Origin of the sequence: Haloplanus salinarum (assembly GCF_024498175.1) — an archaeon.
GTDB lineage: Archaea > Halobacteriota > Halobacteria > Halobacteriales > Haloferacaceae > Haloplanus > Haloplanus salinarum.
Window position 1 is genome coordinate 2,298,638 of sequence record NZ_CP101823.1, and the last position, 17,734, is coordinate 2,316,371.

The 17,734-nt window shown below is 67.9% G+C and carries 18 protein-coding genes and 1 tRNA gene; 14 read left to right on the forward strand and 5 right to left on the reverse strand.

Features of this window, described 5'->3' with window-relative positions; all coding sequences use genetic code 11:
- The first annotated feature begins 61 nt into the window (after positions 1–61).
- Entirely contained in the window at positions 62–733 is a 672-nt protein-coding gene (locus NO364_RS11925) for an ArsR/SmtB family transcription factor (RefSeq protein WP_257627635.1), read from the forward strand.
- A gap of 54 nt (positions 734–787) precedes the next feature.
- Here the strand turns inward: NO364_RS11925 and NO364_RS11930 are convergent, their stop codons facing one another.
- On the reverse strand, positions 788–1,225 hold the full coding sequence (locus NO364_RS11930) for a hypothetical protein (protein ID WP_257627636.1): 438 nt from the start codon (positions 1,223–1,225) through the stop codon (positions 788–790).
- A 79-nt stretch (positions 1,226–1,304) separates the two neighbouring features.
- Here NO364_RS11930 and gatD point away from each other — a divergent pair, with 79 nt between their 5' ends.
- Complete coding sequence (gene gatD, locus NO364_RS11935; RefSeq protein WP_157690619.1) at positions 1,305–2,549, forward strand: Glu-tRNA(Gln) amidotransferase subunit GatD; 1,245 nt, start codon at positions 1,305–1,307, stop codon at positions 2,547–2,549.
- Between the two features lie 58 nt (positions 2,550–2,607).
- On the opposite strand, the gene NO364_RS11940 is transcribed toward gatD, so the two are convergent.
- Positions 2,608–3,930 (reverse strand): methyl-accepting chemotaxis protein, encoded by a 1,323-nt coding sequence (locus tag NO364_RS11940; protein WP_257627637.1) that lies wholly within the window; start codon positions 3,928–3,930, stop codon positions 2,608–2,610.
- 136 nt (positions 3,931–4,066) lie between these two features.
- Between NO364_RS11940 and NO364_RS11945 the strand changes: the two genes are divergently transcribed.
- Positions 4,067–5,374, forward strand: coding sequence for an NAD(P)/FAD-dependent oxidoreductase (locus tag NO364_RS11945; RefSeq protein WP_257627638.1), 1,308 nt, complete (start codon positions 4,067–4,069; stop codon positions 5,372–5,374).
- Here the strand turns inward: NO364_RS11945 and NO364_RS11950 are convergent.
- Positions 5,371–5,973, reverse strand: coding sequence for a DUF6149 family protein (locus NO364_RS11950; protein ID WP_257629119.1), 603 nt, complete (start codon positions 5,971–5,973; stop codon positions 5,371–5,373). The genes NO364_RS11945 and NO364_RS11950 overlap by 4 nt on opposite strands.
- Positions 5,974–6,083: 110 nt before the next feature.
- Between NO364_RS11950 and NO364_RS11955 the strand changes: the two genes are divergently transcribed.
- The 7 genes from NO364_RS11955 (at position 6,084) to mptA (ending at position 12,138) form a co-directional block, all read left to right on the forward strand.
- Positions 6,084–7,322 (forward strand): NAD(P)/FAD-dependent oxidoreductase, encoded by a 1,239-nt coding sequence (locus NO364_RS11955; protein WP_257627639.1) that lies wholly within the window; start codon positions 6,084–6,086, stop codon positions 7,320–7,322.
- A gap of 135 nt (positions 7,323–7,457) precedes the next feature.
- Positions 7,458–8,681, forward strand: a complete 1,224-nt coding sequence (locus NO364_RS11960; protein WP_257627640.1) for an NAD(P) transhydrogenase subunit alpha — start codon at positions 7,458–7,460, stop codon at positions 8,679–8,681.
- A gap of 3 nt (positions 8,682–8,684) precedes the next feature.
- On the forward strand, positions 8,685–8,966 hold the full coding sequence (locus NO364_RS11965) for an NAD(P) transhydrogenase subunit alpha part 2 (protein ID WP_157690614.1): 282 nt from the start codon (positions 8,685–8,687) through the stop codon (positions 8,964–8,966).
- A 1-nt stretch (position 8,967) separates the two neighbouring features.
- Entirely contained in the window at positions 8,968–10,395 is a 1,428-nt protein-coding gene (locus NO364_RS11970; RefSeq protein ID WP_157690613.1) for an NAD(P)(+) transhydrogenase (Re/Si-specific) subunit beta, read from the forward strand.
- A gap of 62 nt (positions 10,396–10,457) precedes the next feature.
- On the forward strand, positions 10,458–10,670 hold the full coding sequence (locus tag NO364_RS11975) for a DUF7979 domain-containing protein (protein WP_233255245.1): 213 nt from the start codon (positions 10,458–10,460) through the stop codon (positions 10,668–10,670).
- A gap of 60 nt (positions 10,671–10,730) precedes the next feature.
- Positions 10,731–11,120, forward strand: a complete 390-nt coding sequence (locus tag NO364_RS11980; protein WP_394352065.1) for a DUF7124 domain-containing protein — start codon at positions 10,731–10,733, stop codon at positions 11,118–11,120.
- An 82-nt stretch (positions 11,121–11,202) separates the two neighbouring features.
- Positions 11,203–12,138, forward strand: a complete 936-nt coding sequence (mptA, locus tag NO364_RS11985; protein WP_157690611.1) for a GTP cyclohydrolase MptA — start codon at positions 11,203–11,205, stop codon at positions 12,136–12,138.
- On the opposite strand, the gene NO364_RS11990 is transcribed toward mptA, so the two are convergent.
- Positions 12,139–12,945 carry a TrmB family transcriptional regulator gene (locus NO364_RS11990; RefSeq protein ID WP_157690610.1) on the reverse strand — a complete coding sequence of 269 codons (807 nt, stop codon included), beginning with the start codon at positions 12,943–12,945 and terminating at the stop codon, positions 12,139–12,141.
- Between the two features lie 41 nt (positions 12,946–12,986).
- The gene (locus tag NO364_RS11995; RefSeq protein ID WP_257627641.1) at positions 12,987–14,582 is read right to left on the reverse strand and encodes a DUF255 domain-containing protein; all 1,596 of its coding nucleotides are present in this window, start codon (positions 14,580–14,582) and stop codon (positions 12,987–12,989) included.
- A 174-nt stretch (positions 14,583–14,756) separates the two neighbouring features.
- Here NO364_RS11995 and NO364_RS12000 point away from each other — a divergent pair, with 174 nt between their 5' ends.
- The 4 genes from NO364_RS12000 (at position 14,757) to NO364_RS12015 (ending at position 17,704) form a co-directional block, all read left to right on the forward strand.
- Positions 14,757–15,233, forward strand: coding sequence for an FxsA family protein (locus tag NO364_RS12000; RefSeq protein WP_257627642.1), 477 nt, complete (start codon positions 14,757–14,759; stop codon positions 15,231–15,233).
- 52 nt (positions 15,234–15,285) lie between these two features.
- Positions 15,286–15,359, forward strand: a tRNA-Ile gene (locus tag NO364_RS12005).
- A 178-nt stretch (positions 15,360–15,537) separates the two neighbouring features.
- Positions 15,538–16,689 (forward strand): cobalamin-independent methionine synthase II family protein, encoded by a 1,152-nt coding sequence (locus NO364_RS12010; RefSeq protein ID WP_157690607.1) that lies wholly within the window; start codon positions 15,538–15,540, stop codon positions 16,687–16,689.
- A 268-nt stretch (positions 16,690–16,957) separates the two neighbouring features.
- Positions 16,958–17,704 (forward strand): hypothetical protein, encoded by a 747-nt coding sequence (locus NO364_RS12015; RefSeq protein ID WP_257627643.1) that lies wholly within the window; start codon positions 16,958–16,960, stop codon positions 17,702–17,704.
- Positions 17,705–17,734 lie beyond the last annotated feature (30 nt).

Consider the following 17,734-nt stretch of genomic DNA (forward strand, 5'->3'; position numbering starts at 1 on the left):
CGGGCCGGCGGCCGGCGTCGCACACACAGCCCTTATCACCTGTCGACGTTTACCTCACGTCATGGACTCGGCGGTACTACTCGATCTCCTCGGCAACGAGAACCGCCGGCGGATCCTGCGACTGCTGTCGCGGAAGCCCTGCTATGTCACCGAGATCAGCGAATACCTCGGGGTGAGCCCGAAGGCCGTCATCGATCACCTCCGGAAACTGGAGGAGGCGGGCCTGATCGAGAGCCACACCGACGACAAGCGGCGGAAATACTTCCACATCTCCCGGAACCTCCGCCTGGAGGTGAGCGTCTCGCCGTACGGGTTCGGCGCCAAGAGCGCGTACCCCGCGAGCCCGAGCCTCGATATGGACGGCCACTGTCGGCACGTCTCGCTGGACGCGCCGGGCGAGGCCGAGGACGACGTGCAGGAACTCGCGACCGCCTTCGAGCGGTTACAGACCCTAGAGAACGAACTCTCGCTGGCCCAGCGGTGGGTGTACGGCCGGATCACGGAGGTGTTGGAGCGGCTGGACGACCACCTGGGCGTCGACGCCGACAACCGCTTTCACGCCGAGGTGCTGGCGGCCGTGGCGACGGGTGCCCGGACCACCGACGAGGTCGTCGACGCCGTCGACGCCCCGACGGACGCCGTCCGGGGCGCGCTCAACACGCTCGCCGACCGGGGGGTCCTGGCCCGACGGAGCGACGAGTGGCAGGTCGCGCGCTCGTACGGTAGCGAGTGACGTCGTTTCACGGTCGCTCGCAGCATCGCGTACGATCGGCGGTACAAACGAGACCTATATCTCCCGGGTCAGGCCCGCCCGGAGATCGCGGCCGAAGTAGTGCCCCAAGAGGGCCGCGATCAGCCCGGCGGTCGTGCCGACACCCGCGACCTGGAGCCCGTAGTCCGCGACGACGGGCAGGAGGGCGGTGTCGAACGCCGACACGACGAACCCGATTCCGGCCGTGAGCGCGCCCGCGAGGCCGGCTTCGACGTATCGGTGGTCGGAGACGACGAACGCGAGGACGAACCCGGCGAGCGCGATGCCGAGGAAACGCCCGACCGAGCCGATCAGCGGGACGCTCCCGCCGGCGACGAGGCCGACGAGCGAGAGGACGACCGCGAGGAGGAACGGACGGAGGGCGAAGATCCTGGCCAGTCGACGGCGGAGGCCGGCGAGGCGGCCGGTCGAGGCCTCGGCGTCGTCGGTGCGGCGGAACTCGGGGCGACGCATACGCCGACTCGGGGGGCGAGCGGCAAGTGACTTGCGCCCAACGAATGGATTCAAGTCCGCCCGGGCGGTACCGCGCTGTATGAACCCAGGGGATCGCGTCCGCGTCGAACGCGGAAGCGTCGCAAACGAGGGCGTCCTCATGCCCTCGACGACGGCCGACCACCTCGTCGTGAAACTGCCGGGCGGGTACAACGTCGGCATCGACCGCGAGGCGGCGGCGGTCGAGGTGCTCGAACGCGACGTCTACGACGTCGATGGCGCGGGCGAGGGTGCGGGTGCGTCGACCGTCGAGTTCGACGACGACCTGCCGACCGTCTCGCTCATCTCGACCGGCGGCACCATCGCGTCGACGGTCGACTACCGGACGGGCGCGGTGACCGCCCAGTTCGACGCCGAGGACGTCCTCCGGGCGGTGCCGGACCTAGCGGGGCGGGCCAACTACCGCGGCCGGGTCGTCGCCAACATCCTCTCGGAGAACATGACACCCGACGTGTGGCGGGAGCTCGCCCGGGCCGTCCACGAGGAGATCGAGGCGGGCGCCGACGGGGTCGTCGTCATGCACGGCACCGACACGATGCAGTACACCGCGTCCGCGCTGTCCTTCATGCTGGAGACGCCGGTCCCCGTCGTCTTCACCGGGAGCCAGCGCTCCGCGGATCGTCCCTCCAGCGACAACGTGATGAACGCGGTCTGTGCCGTGGAGGCGGCCACGAGCGACCGCGCCGAAGTGCTGGTCTGTATGCACGGATCGTCGAGCGACGACGCCTGTGCCCTCCACCGGGCGACCCGGGTCCGCAAGAACCACACCTCGCGGCGCGACGCCTTCGAGACGGTCGGCGCGGAGCCCATCGGCCGCGTCGACTACGACACGGAGACCGTCGAGTTCCGCCGGGACGGCCCGGAACGGGGCGAGACCGACCTCGCCATCGCCCCCGACCTGGAGACGAGCGTCGAACTCGTCAAGTTCACGCCGGGGATGAACCCCGCGGCCCTCGACCACCTCGACGACGCCGACGGCGTCGTCATCGAGGGGACTGGACTGGGACACGTCGCCACGGACTGGATCGACCGGATCGAGGAACTGGTCGACGGGGGCACGATCGTCGCCATGACCAGCCAGTGTCTCGAAGGGCGGGTCTGTGACCGGGTGTACGACACCGGCCGCGACCTGCTCGACGCGGGGGTCGTCGAGGCCGGCGACACGCTTCCCGAGACGGCGACGGCGAAGCTGATGTGGGTGCTGGAAAACCGGTCGGAGCCGGCCGCCGCGATGCGTGAGTCGCTCGCGGGCGAACTCCAGCCGCGGTCGACGCCGTGGCGTTGAGTGGCTGCCCCGACCCGAACGGGCGACGAGTGCTACGCCGGGACAAATCGGCGCTGGCTTACAGCTCCGTCTGGACGTCGAGTGCGTTCAGCTGATCGACTTCGGTACTGATCGCCTCGATCCGACTCGTCTGTTCTTCGTTGGCGGCGGCGATGGTTTCCGCCCGGTCGGCAACGTTCTCGAAGCCGTCCGTCGTCTCGTCGACCATACTCGCGATCTCCTCCGTGCTGACGGCTTGGTCGTCGGTAGCCTCCGCGACTTCGGTGATACCGTCGGACACCTCCTCGACGACTTCCGCGATCTCCTGGAAGTTCTCCCCAGAGTCTCGAACCTTCTGCGCCCCGTCCTGTACGACCTCGTTAGTCTCTTCGAGGCTTTCGACCGTCTCCTCGGTATTGGTGCGCACCTCGGCGACGATCCCCTCGATTTCGCCGGCACGGCGCTTCGACTCCTCCGCTAGTGACTTGACTTCGTCGGCGACGACAGCGAAGCCCTCGCCGGCTTGGCCGGCGCGGGCGGCCTCGATCGAGGCGTTCAGCGCGAGCAGATTCGTCTGGTCGGCGATGTCGTTGATGACGTCGACCAGTTCGTCGATCTTTTGAATGCTTTCGTGGAGGTCCTGTATCTCGCGGGTGGCGGTCTGTGCTTCCGTCTCGATCGTCTCCATCATCTCGATTGTCGCCTCGGCGTCGTCCTCGCCCGCGCGAGCCTTGTCCCGGGCTCGATCGCTAATGGCGTTCACCTCGTCCGCCGTGGCGGCGATCTCCTCCACGGTCGCCGACAGGTTCGACACCTCGCTGTCGACCTCGGTGATCGAACGGAGCTGCTCGGAGGTGTCGGTACTGATCCCTTGGGAGGCGTCAGCGACCTCGCGTGCAGTCGCTTTCACCTCGTCGATTGCGGTTTTGATGCTGCCGGTCGCCTCTTTGCGGTCGCTGATGTCGTGGAACGTCTCGCTGATCGCGACGACGTCGCCGTCGTCGTTGCGGATCGGACGAACCACGAGTTCCGTCGGGATGACACGGCCGTCGTAGCTTTCCTTCTCGACTTCGACGCGGATTTCCTCTTTTCCGTTGTCGACGATCTGTTTGAGGGTGCAACTGTCCGTCCCGCAGACATCCGGGTGACAGAACTGGTCGTAGCAGTTGAGGAGTTCGCTTCCCTCCGCTTCGACTCCGCCCAGCTCCGTCATCAGATCATTTTCGACGACGACATTGAACTCCGTGTCCAGAATACGCATTGCTGCCCCCGTCGAGTTCATTATCTCGCGTATGCTGTTCGAGAGGACATCGTGGAGTTCGTCGTGGTCGAGGGTCTTTCCGCCGGTGATCTCCTGTGAAAAGTCGACACCGCTCGTGGCACCGGACTCCTGTGTCGCCATACCGCTAGCTGCGAGAGTCTTGTATAAATGTATCACCGCTAGCTATTCACAATTGAGAATTTGATCCCGGTCGAACGGGCCACCGACCGCCGAACCGATCCACAATCCACTTATCGCTCCCCGGCGGAAGGTGGGTATGATCCACGTGGTCGGCGGCGGCATCGCCGGACTGTCCGCCGCCTACCGGCTCCAGCAGCACGGCCACGAGGCGACGGTGCTGGAGGCGAGCGACGACCTCGGGGGGCTGGCGGCCACGTACTCGACCGCCGGCGACGACGTCGAGAAGTTCTACCACCACCTCTCGAAGTCCGAGGAGACCATCGTCGAGTTGGCCGAGGAGCTGGGGCTCGGCGACCGGGTCGAGTGGCTGGTCGGGAAGAACGCCTACTACGTCGACGGCGTGGTCCACCCGCTCGACACCCTGCCACAGATCGCCGCCTACCCCCATCTGAGCCTCTACGATACGTTCCGCCTCGGCCTCCTGACCCTCGAAATCGACGTGCGCGGCGGGCGTCCCCGGTTCGACACGTACGACGACCTGGAGGCCTTCGAGGACGTGCCGATCAAGGAGTTCCTGCTCGAACACACCACCCGTGGGGTCTACGAGAACTTCTTCGAACCCCTGCTCGACGCGAAGTTCGGCGACCGGAAGGAGGACGTGAGCGCCGCGTGGCTGCTCGGCCGGATCAAGTTCCGCGGCGAACGCGACCTGCGCCGGGGGGAGATCCTCGGCTACTTCGAGGGTGGCTTCGCCGTCCTGATCGACGCGCTCGTCGACGCGGTGGGTCGGGACCACGTCGAGACGGGGACGCGAGCGGTCGACCTGTCGACGGCCGGGGGCGCCGTCGAGTCGATCACCGTCGAGACCGAGTCGGGCACGGAGACCCGGCCGACCGACGGGGTGGTCGTCGCGACGATGCCGAACGTCCTCGAATCGCTGACGGGGTACACCTGCGAGATCGACTTCCAGGGCGCCGTGTGCGCCGTGATGACGATGGACGAACCACTCACGGAGACGTACTGGCTGAACGTCGCCCACGACGCCCCCTTCGGGGCGTTGATCGAACACACGAACTTCGTCCCGCCGGCGCGGTACGGCGGCGACCACCTGTGCTACATCGCCAGCTACGTCCAGGACCGGGAGGAGGACGTCTGGCGGATGGACGACGACGAACTGGAGGCGACGTGGCTGGATCACGTCGGGGAGATGTTCCCGACGTTCGACCGGTCGACGGTCCGGGAGTTCCGGGTGGCGCGCAACCCGCGGGCGGCGCCGGTCTACGAGCGGGGATATCTCGATCTGGTCGTCCCCTACGACCTCGGCGACGCGGTGGCGGAAGGGGTCTACTACGCGGGAATGGCGAGCCGGGCGCAGTATCCGGAACGGAGCCTGAACGGCGGCGTCGTCGCTGGCTTTACGTGTGCTGATCGGATCGCCGACTAGGCGCCTTCGGACTCCCGGACGTCGTCGGGGGTGACGCCGGGGGCCTCGGTCGGGTCGACGTCCTCGGGTTCCTCGATTCCGCCCGCGACGACCTCCTCGCCGGTGTCGACGTACACGTCGTCGGCGAACCCGCCCTCGGCGTGGGGATGTTCCGGATCGTCGAGTTGCTCGGGTGTCGAGGGGGCACTGGCGACCCCGCCGGCGGGCCGGAAGTCGCCGAGCGGGTCGTCGATGGTGATCCCGTGGCGCTCGAAGAAGTCGACGTAGCGCTCGTAGTGGTCCTCCAGTTCGTCAGTGGGGAACTCCATCATCTCCACCCAGCCGTGGTTGTAGAAGTCGAAGTTCGCCTGAATGTGGGTGATCTCACGGGCCTCGGCCTCGGTGTACCCCTCGTTGAGCGCCGCGAGGTAGGTGTCCATGGTCGCGTCGAAGAAGTCGTCGAGGTGGGCACGACGCGCCTCGCGGACGTCTTCGTCGGCCTTCTCCAGGAAAACGCGCGTGTGCAGGTCGACCAGTTTGTCGTTGACGATCGACCCCACCACCGGGAGGGTGAGCGCCTTCCGGGACGCGAAATGGCGGACGTTCTGGCTGATCTTCATCGCCGTCGGTTGGGATCGTTCGCCCTTCAAGCCAACGGTGCCCCGTCCGGGTTCGAGGCGAATTTCGCGGATAGCAATCGACATTAACCCGTACCTCCAAACGTCGGGGTATGACCCAGTCGTATGTGATCATCGGCGACGGGATCGCGGGGAGCTCCGCGGCGGAAACGTTGCGCGAGGGGGCGCCGGACGCCGAGATCACCGTCATCACCGACGAGGGTGAGGCTCTCTACAATCGTATTCTCATCAAGGAGTTCGCCAAGGGCAAACTGCCGGAGATGCCCGTCTCGATCCACGAGCCCTCGTGGTACGAGGAGCGCGACATCGACCTCCGGCTCAACACGCTGGTCACGAACGTGGATCCGGAGGGGCACCGACTGCGGACACACGAGGGGGAGCGCATCGAGTACGACAAGCTCCTGGTGGCCACGGGCGGGACGCCGGCCCAGCTTCCGGTCGAGAACAGCGACGCCGAGGGCGTCCACCACTTCTGGACGTTCCAGGACGCGCGGGCGATCCGCGAACACGTCGAGCGAGCGGAGACGGGCATCGTCGTCGGCGCGGGGCTGCTCGGCATCGACCTCGCGGCCATCTGCGGCGAGCAGGACGTCGACGCCCACTACCTCATGCGTGGCGACTGCTGGTGGCGCTACGCGCTCTCGACGGAGGGCGCGGAGATCCTCCACGAGGCGATGCGCGAACGCGGCGTCGAGCCGGTCTTTGGGAGCGGCGTCGACCGCTTCGAGACCGACGACGACGGCCACGTCACGGCCGCGATCGACCCCAACGGCGACCGCTACGAGGGTGACTTCGTCGGCATCGCCATCGGCCTGGACTTCAACACCGAGATCCTGCAGGGGACGGGCGTCGAGTGCGACGACGGGATCCTCGTCGACGAGTACATGCGGACGAACGTCGACGACATCTACGCCGCGGGCGACATCACGCGCTATCACGATACGATCCTCGGCGAACGCGCCCAGAACGGGTCGTGGGACAGCGCCAAATCGCAGGGGACGGTCGCCGCGAAGAACATGCTCGACCCCGAGTCGGAACCGTTCCGCTTCGTCTCGTCGTACTCGATCACCCACTTCGACTTCCCCTTCCTCTCCTTTGGCCACCCGACCATCGGCGACGACGAGGCCGAACGCAAGTACTCCGACACGGAGTGGCGTCGCCTGGCGTTCAAGGACGGCAAGATCGTCGGCGGCGTCCTGATCGGCGACCTCTCGCCACAGAGCGCCTACAAGCAACTGATGGAGGAGGAACGCGTCGTCGCGGACCAGAAGGAGGTCCTCCTCGAGAAGTCCGTGGACCTGGAGAACCTCGCCCCGACCCAGGAGCAGTAACGACCCACCCCGCCCTCTCCGTCGCCGCCCGTCCTCGCCGAACCTGAATCCGAGACGAAACGTCCCGAGAATTTATGTGAGGGGTCCGAAATTCGTACGTAGTGTGGCAACGAAACTCACGGAGCGTGTAAACGTGTGGCGAAGGGATCGACACCGGGACGGGCGGGTGGACCGGAGCGTCGCGTCATGATCGTCGGGGTGCCGTCGGAGACGGCCGAGGACGAGACGCGGGTCTCGCTCATCCCCCCGGTGACGGAGAAACTGGTCGACCGGGACGTGGACGTCTGCATCGAGAGCGGCGCGGGCGTCGGGTCCGAGTGGTCGGACGCGGCGTACCGCGAGGCAGGGTGTACGGTCGTCGACGACCGGGAGACGGTGTTCGAGCGGGCCGACGTCCTCTGCCAGGTCAGAGGGCTCGCGGCCAACGAGAGTGAACCGATGGACCCGTACCGCGAGGGCCAGGTGGTGATCGGGACGCTCGGCCCCTACGACCTCGAAGAGGGGACGTGGCAGGAACTGGGCGACCGGCGGCTGAGCTCGTTCGCCCTGGAGTTCATGCCCCGGATCAGCCGCGCACAGAGCATGGACGTGCTGTCGTCGATGGCGAGCGTCGGGGGGTACAAGGCGGCCCTGGTGGCGGCCGAGCGGCTCCCGAAGCTCTTTCCGCTGGAGATGACCGCCGCCGGTACCGTCCAGCCGGCGGAGGTGTTCGTGATCGGCGCGGGCGTCGCGGGACTGAAGGCCATCTCCACGGCGGAGCGTCTCGGCGCGTCGGTCCGCGGGTACGACATCCGGCTGGAGGTGAAACAGGAGGTCGAGAGCCTGGGTGCGGACTTCGTCGAACTCGACCTAGAGACGGAGGGATCGGGCGACGACGAGGGGTACGCCGTCGAGATGGGCGAGGAGTTCTACGAACAACAGCGCAAGGAGCTGGGACGGGTGGTCCCCGAGTCGGACGTCGTCATCACGACGGCGGCCATCCCCGGCGCGCCCGCGCCGGAACTCGTGAGCGAGGGGATGATCGCGGACATGGACGACGGGTCGGTGGTCGTCGACCTCGCGGCGGCGGATGGCGGCAACTGCGACCCCACGGTCGCCGACGAGACGATCACCTACGAGGGCGTGACGGTGTTCGGGCCGACGAACCTCCCGGCGACGGTGCCGAAGACGGCGAGCCAACTGTTCGCCAACAACCTGTACAACTTCCTGGATCACCTGCTCGCGGACGGCGAGCTGGTCATCGACACCGAGGACGAGATCATCGACTCGACGCTACTGACACACGATGGCACGATACGACGACCCCACGAGGAGAACGACGAACCGGCCGACGAGGAGGCGGGGACGGATGAGGAGTGAGCCATGACGTTCGTCCAGAACCTGACGCTGTTCGTGCTGGCGGCCTTCGTCGGCTACGAGATCATCACGAAGATTCCGACGAACCTCCACACGCCGCTGATGTCGGGGGCCAACGCCATCTCGGGGATCACGCTCCTGGGATCGGTCGTCGTCGCCGGCTCCGGCTCCGACCTGCTCGCGACGGCGCTCGGCTTCGTCGCCGTCGTCATGGCGACGATCAACGTCGTCGGCGGGTATCTCGTGAGTCACTTCATGCTCGACCAGTTCAGCCAGCGGGGGAAGTGAGATGGCGGGCGTACTCGGCGGGCTCCCGAACTCGGTGCTCCAGTTCGTATACCTGATCGCCAGCGTCCTCTTCATCCAGGGGTTGCGCGACATGACGCATCCGCGGACGGCGACCCGGGGCAACGGCATCTCCTCGCTCGGGATGCTCCTCGCGGTGGTCGTGACGGTGCTCTGGTTCGAAATCGCCTCCCCGCTGGTCCTCGGCGCGGCGCTCCTGGTCGGCGGAGCGGTCGGCGCGTGGCTGGCGGTGACGGTCGAGACGACCGAGATGCCACAGCTCGTCGGTCTGTTCAACGGCTTCGGCGGCGGCGCCTCCGCGCTCGTCGCCGGGGCGGAACTGGTCGACCGCGTCGTCACCGGGAGCGGCCTGCCGGTCGGCGTGACCGCGACGGCGGCCATCGCCGGTATCATCGGCGCGGTGACGTTCTGGGGGAGCCTCGTCGCCGCCGGCAAGCTCCACGGGGTGGTCGGCGACTCGCCCGTGAGCAGCACCGTCGGCCACGGGATCAAGGTCGTGACCCTGGCGGCCGCCGTCGCGAGCGGCGTCGTGCTCGTCGCCCAGCCCGGCTTCGTCGGCGGCGCACCGGTGTCGTCCTACTGGGTCCTGGTCGCCGCCGCGTCCGTCCTCGGAATCTTCCTGGTCGTCCCCATCGGCGGGGCGGACATGCCCGTGGTGATCGCGCTGTTGAACTCCTACTCCGGGCTGGCCGCCGCCACCACGGGGTTCGTCCTCGGCAACACCGTCCTCATCGTCGCGGGGACGCTGGTCGGGGCGTCGGGACTGATCCTGACGGTCATCATGTGTGAGTCGATGAACCGCTCGCTGGTCAACGTCCTCTTCGGCGGCCTCGGCGGCGACGACGAGATGGAGGACATGCCGGACATCTACGAGGGATCGATCAGCGAGACGTCCGCCGAGGAAGTCGAGATGTTGCTGGACGTGGCCGACCGCGTCGTCATCGTTCCGGGGTACGGGATGGCCGTCGCACAGGCCCAACACGCCGTGGCCGAACTGGCCGAACTGCTGGAGGAAGACGGCGTCGACGTCGAGTTCGGCATCCACCCGGTCGCGGGCCGGATGCCGGGCCACATGAACGCGCTGCTGGCCGAGGCCGACGTGCCCTACGACAAGATGCGGGAACTGGAGGAGGTGAACCCGACGTTCTCGCAGACGGACGTGGTGATCGTCACCGGCGCCAACGACGTGGTCAACCCGATGGCGAACACCGACGACTCCAGCCCCATCGCGGGCATGCCGGTCCTGGAAGTGGGCGAGGCCCGCTCGGTGGTCGTCAACAAGCGGAGCCTCAGCCCCGGGTTCTCCGGCATCCCCAACCCGCTGTTCGCCGAGGACAACACGAGTATGCTCTTCGGCGACGCCAAGGCGTCGATGCAGGAACTGGTGAACGTCTACAAGGAGAACCGCTGAGCGACCGACGGGGGACGCCCCCCGACGAAACCTTTATCGTCCTAAATGTGTATTGTTGTCACATGTCACGCCCCGTCGACGCCGACTACGACGTGAACCGAACCGACACCGTGCCGGAGAGCGCACGAGTGCGTCACTTCGACGAACTCGACGACTCGGCACAGCAGTATCTCGTTCACGTCGCGGAGGGCGTCTCTTCCCGGGACCCGACCAACCTCTCGGAGCTGAACGAGGGCGACGTGGTCGTGTTCACCGACTACTACCACGTTCAGTAGCGGGATCGAAGCCGTTTTGCCCGGTGGTGTGGTAACTCGTCCATGGACAGCGGCGGGACGATGACGCTCGCGTTCGAACTCGGGGCGCTCGAAGCGCTCGCCGATCCGAACGCGGTCTTCGACGACGCTCGACAGTGGACCGAATACGTGGGCGTCCTCAGCGACCAGCCGACGTACGTCGTCACCAACTTCACGCGCAAGCGACGCATCCGTCAGGACTTCTTCTCGGGGCCGCGGGGCGTCCGCGAGAGCCTCGACAACGTGGCCGACCAGTTCGACACCGACCGTCACGTCTTCATCGGCACGACCGACGAGGACCGCGCCGCCGCCGAGGACCACGACTGGGAGTACCTCTCCGTCGAGGAGGCCGCGGAGTTCGCCGACTGGGAGCTCGGCGAGACGGACGAGGAGGACCCCTTCGAGGGGGAAAGCCGGGACGATTGGCCGTAGTCGCGGCGTAACGGTCGACGGACGTCACACGGGACCGAGTGGATCGAAAGCCATAATCACGGCGGGTCCTTGCCGATAGTCGATGAGTCACCAGTTGCCTGACGTACAGGCAAGCAAGCCCGACGTGACCGTCGGGCTCAGTCAGGTCGGCGTCACCGGGGTCGAGAAGCTCGTCACGATCGACCGGAACGGCAAGCGACCGATCGTCTTGATGGCGGAGTTCGAAGTGTTCGTGGATCTGCCCAGCGGCCGCAAGGGGATCGACATGAGCCGAAACATGCAGGTGATCGACGAGATCCTGGAGGCGGCCGTCTCGGAGCCCTCCTACCGCGTCGAGGAGGTGTGTGGCGACGTCGCCGAGCGACTCCTCGAGAAACACGACTACACCTCGACGGCCGAGGTCCGGATGGAGGCCGACTACGTCACCCGGGAGCGGACGCCGGCCTCCGACTTAGCGACACAGAACACCGCGACGATCATCGCGGGCGCCGTCGCGACCGAGGAGGGGACCCGAGAGGAGATCGGTGCCCGGGTCACCGGGATGACGGTGTGTCCCTGCTCGCAGGGAATGTCCGAGTCGCGGGCCCGCGACACCCTGCGTGATCTCGGCGTCGACGAGGGAACGGTCGAGACGTTCCTCGATCGGGTCCCACAGCCGGGTCACTCACAGCGCGGCCACGCGACGCTCACGATCACGAGCGACGGCTCGCCCGACGTCGACCTGCGGGACGTGATCGACGTCGCCCGGGACGCGATGAGCGCGCGGATCTACAACCTCGCGAAGCGGCCGGACGAGGATCACATGACCTACCACGCCCACGCGGACGCCAAGTTCGTCGAGGATTGCGTGCGCTCGCTGGCCGAATCCGTCGTCGAGGAGTTCGGTCACCTCGCCGACGACGCGGTGATCCACATGAAACAGTCGAACGACGAGTCGATCCACCAGCACAACGCCCACGCGGAGCGGGAACTCACGCTGGAGGCACTCCGCGCGGAAGTCGACGGCGACGCCGCCTGATCACGGCCGCTGCACCGGGGTCGACTCCGCCCACTGTTCCTCGAAGACGGTCCGCACGTCGTCCGCGAAGGTGGCGTCTTTGAAGTCGATCATGGCGAACACCTCGCTCGAATCGAGCGGGTTCGGCACCTCGATGCACACCTCCTCGCCGTCGATCAGCGTGAACGTCCCGTCGATGCTCGGCGACCCCCGGATCTCGTAGCGGTCGTAGTCGCCGAGTCGGGTCTCGAAGCGCTCGTTGAGTTCCTCGGGGACGGTCTCGATCAACTCCGGGTGGACGAGCACCTGCACGGTGACCCCGCGGTCGAGCGCCGCCTCGAACGCCTCGAGGACCTGCTGGCCGACCGTTCCGAGGTCGATCTGTGGGGAGGGGAGACCGACGACGTAGTGGATCTGCTCGTCGGCCGCCGAGAGGCGTTCGAGGAACAGTTCGACCGTCTCGTCGGCGCCGACCGCCGCGGTCCAGAACTGCCCCTGGACGGAGTCGGCCGCGTCGAGGTCGTCGATCAGGTCGTCGGCCACGGCCTCGTATCGCTCGGCCTGCTGGTCGAGTTCCCGCTTCCGGGCCTCGACCAGGCGGTCCAGTGCGGCGTCGGGTTCGACGGCGACGTACTTCTTGGGCCGACTGGCCGCCTGACTGCGGACGAGGCCGTTACCCTCCAGATCGTTCAACACGTCGTAGATCCGGCCCATCGGCACGTCGCTGGAAGCCGACAACTCTTTTGCCGTTGTCGGCCCCTGATCGAGGAGTTCGCGATAGGTCCGCGATTCGTACTCGGAGAGGCCGAGATCTCGGAGCGTCGCCATACGTCCGCGTGCGTGGCGAGAAGTAAAAACGAACCGTTCGTTTACTCCGCGGCGAGGTCGGCAACGGCCGCGGCGAGGTCGGCCGGGGCTCGGACCGTCCGGGAGCGGTCGCCGACGGTCACGCGTGCCGTGCCGGGGTCCGGATCGGGCGCCCGCGGGCGGACGACCGCCTCGTGGTCGGCGACCCGCAGGGCCGCCCGGTGGAGGTCGCTGCCCGGGTCGGTCGCCACGCGGATCGACAGCCCCTCGCGCCCGAGGCGGGCGGCGACGGCGCCGTAGCCGGCGACCTGGACGCCCAGTCGGTCCCAGGCGCCCGCGAAGGCGCCGACGGCGTCGCGTGCCACCTCGCGGTATCGCTCCTCGCCGGTCAGGGTCGCCAGGTCCAGGAGCGCGTCGGCCATCTCGACGTTGCCGTCGAGGGGGTGGAAGGCCCGGTCGAGCAGTCCCGGCCCCTCGGCCGGCCCGTCGCGGAACACGCCGTCGTCGAACAGCGACTCGATGGCCCGGTCGGCGACCCGGCGGGCCAGATCGAGGGCGTCCTCGTCCCCGAGCACCTGAACCGCGCGGGTAGCCGCGGCGACGGTCCACGCCTGATCCGCGAGGACGAGCGTCGGCGCGTCGGGGGCCGCGTAATGTCGCACGACGCCGTCGTCGACCAGCTCCGACCGGAGCGTCGAGAACGTCCGCCGCGCGTACTCCCGGGGACGCTCGGCGTCGGTGTACGCGGCGAGGGTGAGCAGGGCGTCGACCGCGAGGGCGTTCGAGTCGGCGAAGGCGGTCAGATCCGTTCGCGGGCCGGTGTCGTCGCCCGCCTCGGTCGGGGCCTGACTCCCGCCGAACGCCGACCCGTTCCACAGAGCGTCGATCAGGTACTCGACGGTCCGGTCCGCGGGCCGTCGGTACGCGTCCTCGCCCGTGTAACAGTACGCGTGGGCGAACGCCCGCACCAGCGCGGCGTTGTCGGCGAGGAGTTTCGCCCGGTCGGGATCCCCCCAGTCCCGGGTCCGGGCGTAGCGGAAGAAGCCGCCCGCATCCTCGTCGAAGAGCCCGCGGGTGATGGCGTCGAGGGTCTGGCGGGCCTTCGCCCGGTCACGCTTGAGGGCGAACTCGACGGTCCGGGGCAGGGGGAACTTCGGGGCGTCGCCCCAGCCGCCGAACTCTTCGTCGAAGGCGCCGTCGACCTGGCCGGCGAGGTGTTCCTCGATGCGGTCGGTCACGGGCCCCCGCGGTGGCCGGTCGTCGCGCAGGCTCCGGGGGATGCGCCCCGCGTCGGCACCGCTCGTGTCCCAGCGCTCGCGCACCCGGTCGAGGACGTCGCGCATCCCGTCCGGGCCGAGGAAGCCGGCGCTCGCGATCCGCTCGCCGTCGGGCGTACAGAACACCGTCGACGGGAAGCCGCCGACGTTGTAGCGCTCGCGGACCCGGGGCTGGCGGTCCACGTCGACGCGGACGGGCACGAACCCGTCGTTCAGGTTGGCCGCGATGCGCGGTTCGGCGTACGTCCGGGCGTCCATCTCGTGACACTCCCCACACCAGGTCGCCGTCAGCGCGAGCAACACGGGCGCACCGCGGCGGCGAGCTTCGTCGAAGGCGGCCTCGTCCCACTCGCGCCACTCGACGCGTGTCCCGTCGGTCATACCGACACTCCGTGGCGGGCGGGCCTAATACTGTTCATTGTGAGTCATACCGGTGGTTCGCCAGGACAGTCAGGCGAACCATCGGTGACCAGTCACGATGATCCGTACACTTCGTCACGGCCGCCGACGCGACGGCGTCAAAAGGGCTATGGGCGGGCGCCCGGTAGTGGACGTATGCGCCTGCGCTGGGTGTTCGTGCTCCTGTTGCTCGTCCCCCTCACCGACGCCCTGTTGCTCGTCGTCGTCGCCGACGCCGTCGGCGCGCCGACGACCGTCGCGCTGGTCGTTCTCACCGGTCTCGTCGGGATGTTGCTGGTGCGCGCCGAAGGGCGGCACACCGTCCGCCGCCTCCAAGAGCGGGTCGCTACCGGCGAGGTGCCGACCACGGAACTCATGGACGGCGGCCTGCTGATCGCCGCGGGCGCGTTCCTGCTCACGCCGGGACTCGTCACCGACGCCATCGGCTTCCTGCTCGGCGTGCCGCTGACGCGGGCGCCGATCCGTGCCCTCCTCGAACGGGTCGTGGTACGGCCGTATCTGGAGCGCAAGAGCGGCGGGTTCGTCACCGGCGGCGTCTACACCGGCGGCTTCCCCGACGACGAGGACGTGTACGACGTCGACCGCGGGTCCTACCGCGTCGACGACGAGTGACTGCCCCGAACGGAAACGCTTAAACGAAAGACCGCGCAAGGGACTGATGCTTGGGCCAATAGCTCAGTCAGGTTGAGCGCTCGGCTGATAACCGGGAGGTCCGCGGTTCAAATCCGTGTTGGCCCACCTCCTTCCCGGCCGGTCCTCGACCGGCCGGGAACTGGGGCCGTAACTCCCCAGCCATTTCATCTCGGTTCACCCACCACCCAGACCCCTCTCCGCACGTGCACGCCAAGGTTCCGCCACACCCGGAGGAGGAGCATCGGGACGCATATTTGCATCGGCGACGAGGGAACACCCAACGATGGCGAGCGACGAGCGAATCCGCACGACACACATCGGAAGCCTGCCCCGTCCGCCGGAACTGCTCGACCTGCTCGAGAAGCGCCAGGACGGCGCGGCGGTCGACTCCGACGAGTGGGCGGCGACCGTCGAGTCGGCCACGCGCGACGTCGTCGAGCGCCAGGTCGCGGCCGGCCTCGACGTCGTCAACAACGGCGAACAGCCCCGCGTCTCGTTCAACTGGTACGTCGCGGACCGGCTCAGCGGCATCGAGGGCGAACGCGAACAGGAACTCTGGGCGGACCTCCAGGAGTTCCCGGACTACGCCGAGGAGACGTTCGAGACCGACGTCATCGACCTGTCGATGCATCCGGTCGTGACGGGGGCAGTCGAGTACACCGGGCGCGAGGAAGCCGAGGCCGAACTCGCGGCGTTCCGCGACGCGCTGTCGGCCGTCGATGCCGACGTCGAGGGGACGTTCATGACCGCGGCGTCACCCAGCGTCGTCACGGCCACGCACGTCGACGAGTACTACGACTCCTACGACGAGTTCCTCTTCGCCGTCGCGGACGCGATGGCCGAGGAGTACGAACTCGTCGCCGAGAGCGGCATGACACTCCAGATCGACGCCCCGGAACTCCTCACCGTCGGCCACACCGCGGCCTACGCCGACGAACCCCTCGAGACGGTCAAGGAGGCGACGCGTCTCCACGTCGAGGCGCTCAACGAGGCGCTGTCGAACGTCCCGAGCGACCAGGTTCGGCTCCACACCTGCTGGGGGAGTTACGAGGGACCCCACCACCTCGATACGGATCTGGCCGAGATGCTGCCGGAGCTCTACGAGGCCGACATCTCGGGGCTCAGCGTCGAACAGGCCAACCCGCGTCACCAACACGAGTACCGCGCGTTCGCCGAACACCCGCTGCCGGACGGCTGGACGCTCCTGCCGGGCGTCGTCGACGTGAAGACGAACATCGTCGATCACCCACGGACCGTCGCCGACCGCTTGGAGCGGGTCGCCGAAGCGGTCGACGATTCGACGCCGCTGGTCGCCGCGCCGGACTGCGGGTTCGGCACGCAGGCCGGCCTCGGCATGGTCGATCCCGAAATCGCGTGGGCGAAACTGGAGGCACTCGTCGAGGGCGCCGAAATCGCGACCGAACGTCTCTACTGAGGAACGGTCGACCCCCGAGCGTTCGCGCCCCGGCCGGGTGCGTTGGCCACAAAATTCATGTCATGGTACGACATACCACGGAGATAGCGAGGTGATGGTACAGTCCATCCGATCACTCCCTCCAGCGGCATGCCACCCGAGCATCGAGCGGTGATCACGTAGCCCGCCTCCGTTTTCACGGTCGGCTCCGTCCACATCACAGCCGTTCCTCCGGCACGTCGGAACGAACCCCGAACCGTTAACTCGGGCGGTGCGAACCGACCTGACCATGGGGACGCTACTGACGGACGTCGTTGCCGACGTGGCCTACGACCTCCGGCGTCTGCACGGACTCTGGATGGCGCTTGCCTTCCCACAGCTTCGCGAGTCCCATCCAGTCGTCAGCCGCTGGAGTCCGGAGACGACCCGGGAGCGCGTGAGCTACCGGGTCTGGGCGCTTCTTGGCGCCGTCGGGCTGCTCGTGGGCTACCCGCTCGCGGTCCTGGGGTTGCTGGTCCGATTTCACGTCGGACAGGTCGACCGGACGACCGCCCGCCTGGGCGCCGTCGGGACCGTCCTCCTCGCGACGCTCGTCTGGGGTGGGTTGACCGCGCTCGCCCGCGTTCGGTTCTCGGCGGAGGGGTTCCTCGCCGTCGCCGCCGCGGGCTCCGTCGCCGTCGTCTCGACGATCCTGGCGCTGCTCTTCCGGCGTTTCGGGGGACGCACGACGACGGTCGTGCTGGCCTACCCGTTCGCGGTGGTCGCGGTCTTTCTCCCGCCGGTGGTGGCGGCGCTCTACTCGCCGGCGCTCGCCGCGGCCGTCTTCCCCCGGAGCGAGACGCTCGCGGTGTGGGTGCTCGATACGCTCCTCGATTACCGCGGGCTGAACACCCTGATCCGCCGGCGGTTCGAACTCGTCGGGGTCGCGTACGTCGGCATGTGGGGTGCGCTCGCAGTGCCGGTGGGATGGGCCCTCGGCCTCCTGGTGACGCTCGCGAACCTCGTCCGGCCGACGGTCCCCGACGACGGGACCTGACCGGGGACGCGTCGAAAATGGACACCTCCA